The organism is uncultured Kiloniella sp., assembly GCF_937128705.1.
Lineage (GTDB): Bacteria > Pseudomonadota > Alphaproteobacteria > Kiloniellales > Kiloniellaceae > Kiloniella.
This window is the reverse complement of the sequence record NZ_CAKZMP010000299.1, coordinates 1-8,623: the sequence shown is the minus strand read 5'-3', so window position 1 is coordinate 8,623 and position 8,623 is coordinate 1. Positions and strand designations below refer to the sequence as shown.

Sequence of the window (8,623 nt, the reverse complement as noted above, 5' to 3'; positions counted from 1 at the left end):
GCATGATTGATGACCGCGTCAGGGTCATTTCTGTCACCCATGTCCCGACAAACTCTGGCTTGGTAAACCCGGTCGAAGAAATCGGTAAGATCGCCCGAAAACATAATATCCTCTACGTCGTTGATGCCTGCCAATCCGCGGGACAAATGTCGCTGGATGTTGAAAAAATCCAATGCGATGTTCTCTCGGCCACCGCCCGTAAATTCCTGCGGGGACCCCGCGGTGTCGGCTTTGTCTATGTCAGATCATCCGTCATTGAACAGTTGCATCCGCCCATGATCGATTTGCTCTCTGCCACATGGGTCAGCGAGAACGAATATGTTCTTAGGTCTGATGCGCGCCGTTTCGAAAACTGGGAAAACAACTATGCGGCCAAACTCGGTATGGGGGCCTGTATCGACTACGCCCTTGAAATCGGACTGGATAATATTCAGGCCCGAATAGATGAGTTGGCAAACTATCTGCGTGATAATTTACGCGCGATCGACGGGGTAAAGCTCCACACACTGTGCCCAACCCAGTGCGGCATTGTAACCTTTTCCATCACAGGCAAAGAGTCTGCCGATGCGGTTCAGGAAATTCTGGCACAAGGAGTTAATGTCAGTACATCTTCCCCGACAAGTACCCTTTTGGATGCCACCAAAAACAAGCTGCCCGTCCTGATCCGATCTTCGGTCCATTATTACAATGATCATCAGGAAATTGATACCTTTGTGGGGATCGTGCGTGCGATTGCCAGGGCATAGCAAAGGGCAATAAAGACCCTCGCGTCCAAATGTTGAGCGCATAAACGCACCCAAGCTGTGGATTGTTTTTGGGAATTTTTCCTCTGGTTTCCTCTTTCAGGCTTATGCTTTCAGGCACAAAAACGATCATGGAACCATCGGCAAAATATCCCAAAAGCAGCATGGGTATACTATCTTTAGAATTTATGGCATATCCTGATCTTTGTTTGTAAAATTACACTGAGATGAGGCCATATGTTTTTATCCGCGCAATCGGATCTATCAGAACTGGAAGAATACCCCCGCTTACTCAAAAGCTGGCACTGGTATTCTGACCTCTGCACAAAACTAGGGCGGCTTCCTTCTCGGCAAGATATCAACCCCGCTGATATTAAATTTGCGTTGGGCTACGAATTGCTTGCCGAAGTTAACCGCGAGAGCAAAAATCCGCGTGTGCGCCTGATCGGCGTTGTTACCGAAGAATTCATGAAGCTGGCCGACGGCCGTCCTTCTGGTAAAGACTATGACACCTTTCTAACCGAAGACAGCCAAGTCGCCGCGTCTAAAAAGCTCACAGAAGCATTGGACCAAGGGCAGCCTATTTTTGGTACAGCAACTTATACCCGCAAAGATGAACGACGCTTTGGGTACGTCAGAATAATATTTCCCCTTCAGTCACAAAATGATGAACCTGAAATGGTCTTCCTCATTTTTCAGGACTTTACCGAAAACGAAGATCGGGAAGTTGGCGCACAAAAAGAAGAAGCAATGAAACGCTGGTTTTAGAGGATATTTCCTCCCCCAATGTTTTTGCCCATTTTTATTATCAAAAAATAAGAGATAATCATTATAGTTTTTTGCATATTATCATTTGGCGAAAAAAGCGCATATTAGTCATCAAGGGCAATCACTCGTTTATGAGTATCACCAAGAGGACTAAGTCGATGAAACCAATCGTAACTGCCAAAGATTTTGATTTTACTTCTGCTGACATCGAACACCACATTCGTGAAGCGCACCGTCTGCGTTCCGAAGCTATCGGTGGTGCCGTTGTTCATGCTTTCGCCACAGCACTCAAATCCACAAAGGATTTTCTGGGCCGCATGAGCTATCACAAAGTAAAACACGCTTAAGAAATTAGCCTTTTCCCCTCGCGCGCTCTCTTCTAATAGGTCGTTACCTGTCGTGAGAGAAGTGTAATTAACGCGAAACGGGCAAAAGCTGGAATTGACAAAGGAGAGTACCAATCGGTGCTCTCCTTTTGTGTATCTGCTTGCTTTAAAAAGTTTGGCTGTATGTTGTCTCTGTTTCAGAGCTAGAAACTTAAGACGGTCACCTTTTCCAACGCGAGTACGCCCCTAGCCAGTCAGCACGATAACCATCCAGAAATTCACCAAAGAAGATTTTTATCAAACGTTCAATACTGGTTTTGTGAATTAACCGTGAATGTGGATAATACTTGATTGACGCCAAAAACAAACTACCATTAAGTGTACACTTCAAAACATCACACTATAAAATTGCATATCATTGTATGAGTTTCATGATGTACATGACTAATATTATTGGGTTTGTTATGAAAAAGATGCCAACTTTCTTTATTAAATTTATCAGCCAGTTTGTTGCTTTGGTGTTATTGATAACTGCTAATCAGGTTCTTGCTGATAACAATAACACCAAAGTTTCTCCTAATTATGAGCGGGCTTGTGCAAAAGGTAACGGCTTAGCTTGCTTTAACCTTGGTGGAAAATTTCTCCAAGGGAATGGTATGAAACAAGATGATATGAAGGCTATACATTTTTTTGCTGAAGCTTGCGATAGAAAAGAAGCTTTAGGATGTGCAGCTCTTGGATGGATGCACGAGTATGGTCGAGGATTTCCTCAGAATTTTATCAAAGCATCAAAATTATACTCTCAAGGCTGTACTCTTGGTTCAGCTGATTCTTGTTTTCTAGTGGGGCAGATGCATGAAGAAGGAAAAGGTATAACACAAGATAGTATGCAAGCCGTTTTATTTTATACAAAGGGATGTGAACTCGGAGGGGGAAGCTATGAAACATGCAAACCATATTTATATAAAGACTAAAACTGTAATAAATATCATTAAGTAATATTCATAATAGCCATCAAGATGGCTGAAGATTTCTACAAAGAATCTCATTCTAGCCCCGGTGTATTTAACTCTAAAAGCATGAGAACGTTATAAATTATCTTTATGTTCTGAGATGTTTATTGCGCCTGTCTCTGATCTTGGTATTCTTTTTTCTACCCAAACACATATTTTGGCTTCCCAACTTCCGCCCCTCTCTATCAAGGGCTTCGCATTATGAATTATAAGACAAAATTTTCAGAACAGACTGAACGTGAAATTAACCTGTCAACATGGTCCCGGCAAAGCCAGTACGCCATGTTCAAAGACTTTGGCTCGCCCCATTTCAGCATAACAACCCGTATTGATGTCTCGGAAATAATGAGGGCAAAACAGAGTGATGGGGCCTCGCCTTTTAACGCCATGCTCTTTTGCATCATGCAGGCATTTAATGATGTCCCAGAATTGCGAACTCGTTTACGCGACAAAGACGGACAACAATCTGTTATTGAACATAATATCGTTCACCCTTCGGTCACGGTGCCCATCGAGAATGATCGCTTTGCCTTTTGCGAAATTCCCTATGCCCGGGAATGGTCGGCTTTTAACAATAACTGTGAAATTGCCATTGCAGAGGGAAAAGCACAGACAGAATTGGACGAAAAAACTATTGATACAGACTTCTGGATTTTCATGTCCTGTATTCCCTGGTTGGATTTCACAGACATGCAACACCCCCTGAAAGGCCCCGACGATTGCGTCCCTCGTCTTGCGTGGGGAAAGTTTGTGCCCAAAATAACACACCAAGATCAAGAAGGTTGGGAGGTCGCGGTAAACCTAACCGCGCATCATGCCCTTGCTGATGGCATCCACATGGCAAAATTCTTTCAAAAACTGGCTGATGCCTGTTGTTCTTTCTCAAAAGAGCCTAAATAAACCAACACCATACCCCTTGCCATTACAAAGACCAGAATAGATACCAGAAAATGATTTTCAATCACGTACAGATAAAAATAAAAGACCTTAAAGCCAGCAAAGACTTTTACGATCGCGTTATGTCAGCACTTGGGTATGATCAAGTTTTGGATATCCCCGATGTGGTTATCGGCTATGGCACCAGTGTCCACGACATGTTTGAAATACGCCAAGCAGACGAAGATGCCCCCCTATCCCACGCGGTTCATATATCCTTTAACGCCGATACAGCCAAAAGCGTTGATGATTTTTATCGTATCGCGCTTGAAAATGGCGCGCGTTGTAATGGAAAGCCCGGCCTACGCCCCGAATATGAAGACGGCTATTACGCCGCTTTTATTCTAGACCCTGATGGGCACAACATCGAAGCTGTGTATGCGGACCGATTGATCACTAAATAAAGAGGGATACCGCCTAACCCCGCAACATTTCCCGTTTGGGACTAACGCCATAGTGACGGGTAAAGGCGCGGGATAAAGCTGCCGAACTGGAAAAGCCAATCCGTCCGGCAATGGTCTTTAACGGCATTCCCTTTGCCAATTCAGCTCGGGCCAGTGTCAGTCGCCAGTTCGATAGATACTGACCGGGCGTTACACCCACAAGCTTACGAAAGGAATTGGCAAAGTGCGTTCTGGACATCGCCGATATTTCGGCAAGATCTTCGAGGTTAAAGTTACGATCCGGCCTTTCATGCATGGCAATAATCGCCAAGGAAATATTCGGGTCGGCCAATCCCGCCAATAACCCAACCTCTGTCTGCCCCGCCTCTATCAAATGACGCAACAGTCGTATCACGACGATTTCACACAGCCGATCAATAACAGCACGTCCCCCGCAACGCGGGGCGCTGGCTTCTTCCAACAAAATGTCTGTCACAGCCTTCAAAGGCGGGGATTGATCTAGACGCACCACGACAAGATCAGGTAACGCCAGAGCAATAGGATTTGCCTCGCCCCCTGTATCCACAACCGCGCAAACAAAACCCGTTGTCTGCAGCGTGATAGCAGATTGCCTATCGCCATCATCTCCACCGGAATCATGTCTCCTGGAATTATCTCGGTTGGAATTATCTCGGCTGGGATTATCTGGACTGGGATCATCTGGGTGGGGATCAACAGCGGACCGGGGCTTGATTTTAAAATCCTCCGGGACACCTCGAGGATAAAACACCAGCAAGGGAATATCCGCTGCCATCTGATTAAAATCTGGTGCAGACGATGCTATTTGCCCGCTATGAATAACAAAGAAATTTGCGCCCCCAACACTTTGTCCGGTATCGCAAATACCAGCTCTCTTCTGCTTCAAGTCCACGCCGTTTATATCGCCAGACAATTGTATGATGTTTTCTTCCCCTGTCTGGGCATCCCCCCTCTTAGAAGCAAAGTCAGTCCCGTTACTATCCCGTGATTGATCATCTTCCTCGCATGATGGTTGGGCAAAAGCCACACTACCCCCCAGCGTCTGCACACGCGCGCGAATGTGAAACCGCTGAATAAGGGCCGATAAACGGTCGGCTTTTTTAAATGGCTTTTCCAAAACTGGTCCTCTTTACCCAAAACATGACATCTAACGCTACCGCACTTTTGTACGATTGATCAACTTATTTGCACAAAAAGAAACTCTAAGTTCACTATATTGATAATTGAGGGCAACAAGCAGCCCAAAATTTACGTAACAAACAATTGCCTTAACAAGCCAATTGATTACCTGAAAGGTACCCCTTGTAATGCTGATGCCACGTCAGAAAACCCCTAACCTCTCTTTGCCTACACTCAATGACGGTACGTTCGACCTCAGCAGTGATGGTGCAGAGCGTTATACACTGGTGACCTTTTATCGCGGCCTCCACTGTCCGATCTGTGCTAACTACCTGAAAGAGCTAGAACGTTTGTCCCCGGAATTTGCGGAACGCGGCGTAAAAACCATTGCCATCAGCTCGGACGGGAAAGAGCGTACAGAAGAAATGGCTGCGAAAATCGATGCCAAGAACCTGCGTTTTGCCTATGACCTGCCACTATCTGTTGCCAAAGAGTGGGGTCTTTATATCTCTACCTCTCGCGGAAAAACATCTATCGGCATCGAAGAGCCAGCCCTGTTCTCTGAGCCCGGCGTCTTCCTCGTCACGCCAGAACAGACGCTTTATTATGCTTCTGTCCAGACAATGCCATTTGTCCGTCCGGTCTTTAAAGAAATGATTGGCGCACTGGATTTCGTTATTGCTAACGATTACCCCGGTCGTGGCGAATACGCCGGCGAAGTTTAAGAATTGAACAATAAGAAGTCTAGGAATTGAATGATAAACGGCGTTCCTGATTTTCAGACCGTTTTCTTCAAACAAGACATATAGAATTCCAGGGGATCGTGTTTTGGTAGCACAGCTTATCTGAACACGAACGACACCCCAGGATAAAAGCCCTCGGCCAACTACACACACAAGCAGGTCGGGGGCTTTTTATTTTCCAAACAAAACAGCATCCCTTAAACCCCTCTTGTATTTAGGGCATCGTCAAAACAGTGCGAGTGATAAGGTCGCCGTCCTCGTCGAAATCACATTCGTGTTGAAAGCCAAACTTGGAAAGGATATGCAAAGACGCTGCATTTTTCTTTTGCGCAAAGGCATAGATCTGCTTCATACCCAGCGTCTTAATCCCGAAATCCAGCACTGCCATTGCTGCCTCTGTCGCCAGACCACCGCCCCAAAACTGTGGTAACAGGCCATAGGACAGTTCAACCTTGTCATCGATCTTATTTTCTTCCCGTAAGCCACATTCGCCCATAAATGCCTCACTCTCGCGATCAAAAACAGCCCAAAGACCAAAGCCACGACGTTGCCAATGATCTGTAATGATTGCCAGCTGCTCATCACTTCCCTGTCGGCTTTGCGTGCCAATTTTACGGATCGCCATGACATCATCATTACCGTAAAGCTGGAACAAAAGGTCCCCATCTTCCGATGAAAAGGGACGCAGAATTAATCGTTCGCTGGTGAGGACTTTCGATATCTGTGGCCTGTCGCCAAGGGACTTAACAGAGCTTTTAGTCGGCATTGGAAATAACCTGAATAGGGTAAAAACTTTATAACAAAAACTAACAGAATAACCTTAAACTCACATGGTCTATTTTAAAGACCAAATGGGCCACCAACAACAACACACCTACAGCACCGATAATCCAAAAAGACAAATGTGAATCTTAAGAGATTGATTTTGCTATAATTTACAAAACAACAAACAACGTCAATTGATTCTAAAAGAACCACGACAACAAGCACTTTCATGCCTTGCAATCACAAAAATAGGTAAGATCAACTTAATTCACACCTGTTTATTCTACCGCTCCCTCTGTTTACGGAACATATCAAGCAACAGATTAATCCGGTGATCTCCCTTGAATTCTGGACGATGAACCAGCGCAATGTTGATCTCTGCATTGCCACCTTCTAACGGAAAAACCGCGGCTCTGTTTTCCAGCTCGAAACTTTCGACAATAGATCGCGGTAATACCGAAGCACATAGCCCGGCTTTGATACAGGCAAGAATACCATCCAGTGTCGAAATTTCCATCATCTTGGGCGCCGTCAGGTTTTGTGCTTGATACCAATCAATCGCAAAATTGCGATAGCCACAGCCTTCTTGGATTAAAACCATAATCGGTAGTTCCAGCGCCTGTTCCAGTTTGCTCAACCCTTTAGGTGCAATATAAACCAACGGTTCGGTAAAAAGCATATGTGTTATCAGGTTGTCCTGATCTGTACTGCGTTTACGGCGATCAACCACGACCGCCGCATCCAGACGGCATTCATCTACGGCCTTATTAAGAAAGCCCGAGACCCCGGTATCCACAGAAATCTCTGCATCAGGGTGAAAGCGTCGGTATTCCGTAATAAAGCGTGGCAATAAATGGGATGCCTGTGTATCAACAAAGCCCATGCGAATATGACCGACATCACCGGGATTAACCGCCCCCTTGGCTGCACGTTCCAGCGTCAGCATGGCATTGGCATATTCCAACAACTTTTCGGCCTCGTGTGTTGGTACCAGACGACGATGTGCCCGCAGAAACAGCGAAACACCAAGCTCACTTTCAAGCTTGCGGATACGTGCCGTCACATTGGGCTGTACGGTATTCAAGCTTTCTGCCGCTGCCGTCACACTGCCCAAATCCATCACCAGCTTGAATGTACGTAATGCGGATAGATCCATTTGAACTCTTTCATATGACCAACACTTCACATCATTATTTTTTATTTATACATTAAAATAAACTATTTTTTTTGATTTTATCTATACGCTTAACTTCCTCCTGTTCCCATTTCGTCAAATGATTGGCACAAGCCAACAAAGAAATTCTGTCAGGACCTCGTAATGACCTTTGAAATCTGGATCGCCTTTGTTTTTGCCGCGAGCGCAAATATTCTTGCCCCCGGCCCCGCAATTGTTCTTGCTATCAGAAATGGCCTGTCATTGGGAATGCAGAAAACCATCTATTCAACCCTAGGAAATGTCGTGGCTATTGGCTGTGTCGGCCTTGCCGTTACTTTTGGCCTTGGGGCAATCATTTCAGCAGAACCTAAAATACTTTCAGTGCTGCGAATTATGGGCGGTAGCTACCTACTCTGGCTCGCCTGGCAGAACTGGCAAAGGGGCATGATCTCTCTTGACCATCTATCCGAAGATACCAACGACATCAAGGATGATGCAGAAGACCTAAATTATTCTGGCAATGCAGGGACCGACACCGATAGCATCGCCACTTCTTTTAAGTCTTCACGTCAAACCCAGAGATCTGCCCCTTATCTTTTTCGTCAATCCCTACTTGTCGGCCTGACAAACCC

11 protein-coding genes are annotated in these 8,623 nt (G+C 45.5%); 8 read left to right on the top strand and 3 right to left on the bottom strand.

Translation table 11 applies throughout. The features are described 5' to 3' along the window. From Q0241_RS14970 to Q0241_RS14945, 6 genes are all read left to right on the top strand, one after another. A partial coding sequence (locus Q0241_RS14970) for an aminotransferase class V-fold PLP-dependent enzyme (RefSeq protein ID WP_299378890.1) occupies positions 1-746 on the top strand: 746 nt, incomplete at its 5' end. 234 nt (positions 747-980) lie between these two features. Then, positions 981-1,511, top strand: coding sequence for a PAS domain-containing protein (locus tag Q0241_RS14965; protein ID WP_299378889.1), 531 nt, complete (start codon positions 981-983; stop codon positions 1,509-1,511). A 158-nt stretch (positions 1,512-1,669) separates the two neighbouring features. Continuing rightward, a complete protein-coding gene (locus Q0241_RS14960; protein ID WP_299378888.1) occupies positions 1,670-1,858 on the top strand; it encodes an RSP_7527 family protein in 189 nt (62 codons plus the stop codon). 326 nt (positions 1,859-2,184) lie between these two features. Continuing rightward, a complete protein-coding gene (locus Q0241_RS14955; RefSeq protein WP_299378887.1) occupies positions 2,185-2,811 on the top strand; it encodes a tetratricopeptide repeat protein in 627 nt (208 codons plus the stop codon). A 240-nt stretch (positions 2,812-3,051) separates the two neighbouring features. Then, a complete protein-coding gene (locus Q0241_RS14950) occupies positions 3,052-3,750 on the top strand; it encodes a CatA-like O-acetyltransferase (protein ID WP_299378886.1) in 699 nt (232 codons plus the stop codon). 50 nt (positions 3,751-3,800) lie between these two features. After that, positions 3,801-4,190, top strand: coding sequence for a VOC family protein (locus tag Q0241_RS14945; protein WP_299378885.1), 390 nt, complete (start codon positions 3,801-3,803; stop codon positions 4,188-4,190). A 13-nt stretch (positions 4,191-4,203) separates the two neighbouring features. Here Q0241_RS14945 and Q0241_RS14940 read toward each other — a convergent pair whose 3' ends face one another. Beyond that, positions 4,204-5,325 (bottom strand): AraC family transcriptional regulator, encoded by a 1,122-nt coding sequence (locus tag Q0241_RS14940; RefSeq protein ID WP_299378884.1) that lies wholly within the window; start codon positions 5,323-5,325, stop codon positions 4,204-4,206. A 190-nt stretch (positions 5,326-5,515) separates the two neighbouring features. Between Q0241_RS14940 and Q0241_RS14935 the strand changes: the two genes are divergently transcribed. Beyond that, positions 5,516-6,052, top strand: a complete 537-nt coding sequence (locus tag Q0241_RS14935; protein WP_299378883.1) for a peroxiredoxin-like family protein — start codon at positions 5,516-5,518, stop codon at positions 6,050-6,052. 232 nt (positions 6,053-6,284) lie between these two features. Here the strand turns inward: Q0241_RS14935 and Q0241_RS14930 are convergent, their stop codons facing one another. Both Q0241_RS14930 and Q0241_RS14925 read right to left on the bottom strand, forming a co-directional pair. After that, entirely contained in the window at positions 6,285-6,836 is a 552-nt protein-coding gene (locus Q0241_RS14930) for a GNAT family N-acetyltransferase (RefSeq protein ID WP_299378882.1), read from the bottom strand. Positions 6,837-7,118: 282 nt separating this feature from the next. Continuing rightward, positions 7,119-7,991 carry a LysR family transcriptional regulator gene (locus tag Q0241_RS14925; protein WP_299378881.1) on the bottom strand — a complete coding sequence of 291 codons (873 nt, stop codon included), beginning with the start codon at positions 7,989-7,991 and terminating at the stop codon, positions 7,119-7,121. Between the two features lie 162 nt (positions 7,992-8,153). Here Q0241_RS14925 and Q0241_RS14920 point away from each other — a divergent pair. Then, on the top strand, positions 8,154-8,623 hold a 470-nt coding region (locus tag Q0241_RS14920; protein ID WP_299378880.1), incomplete at its 3' end, for a LysE family translocator.

What these genes read in the sequence shown, in the direction of transcription:
- Q0241_RS14945 (WP_299378885.1), top strand. Translation starts at nt 3,801, where the DNA reads ATGATTTTCAATCACGTACAGATAAAAATAAAAGACCTTAAAGCCAGC.
- Q0241_RS14935 (WP_299378883.1), top strand. Translation starts at nt 5,516, where the DNA reads ATGCTGATGCCACGTCAGAAAACCCCTAACCTCTCTTTGCCTACACTC.
- Q0241_RS14925 (WP_299378881.1), bottom strand. Translation starts at nt 7,991, where the DNA reads ATGGATCTATCCGCATTACGTACATTCAAGCTGGTGATGGATTTGGGC.
- Q0241_RS14930 (WP_299378882.1), bottom strand. Translation starts at nt 6,836, where the DNA reads ATGCCGACTAAAAGCTCTGTTAAGTCCCTTGGCGACAGGCCACAGATA.
- Q0241_RS14965 (WP_299378889.1), top strand. Translation starts at nt 981, where the DNA reads ATGTTTTTATCCGCGCAATCGGATCTATCAGAACTGGAAGAATACCCC.
- Q0241_RS14960 (WP_299378888.1), top strand. Translation starts at nt 1,670, where the DNA reads ATGAAACCAATCGTAACTGCCAAAGATTTTGATTTTACTTCTGCTGAC.
- Q0241_RS14950 (WP_299378886.1), top strand. Translation starts at nt 3,052, where the DNA reads ATGAATTATAAGACAAAATTTTCAGAACAGACTGAACGTGAAATTAAC.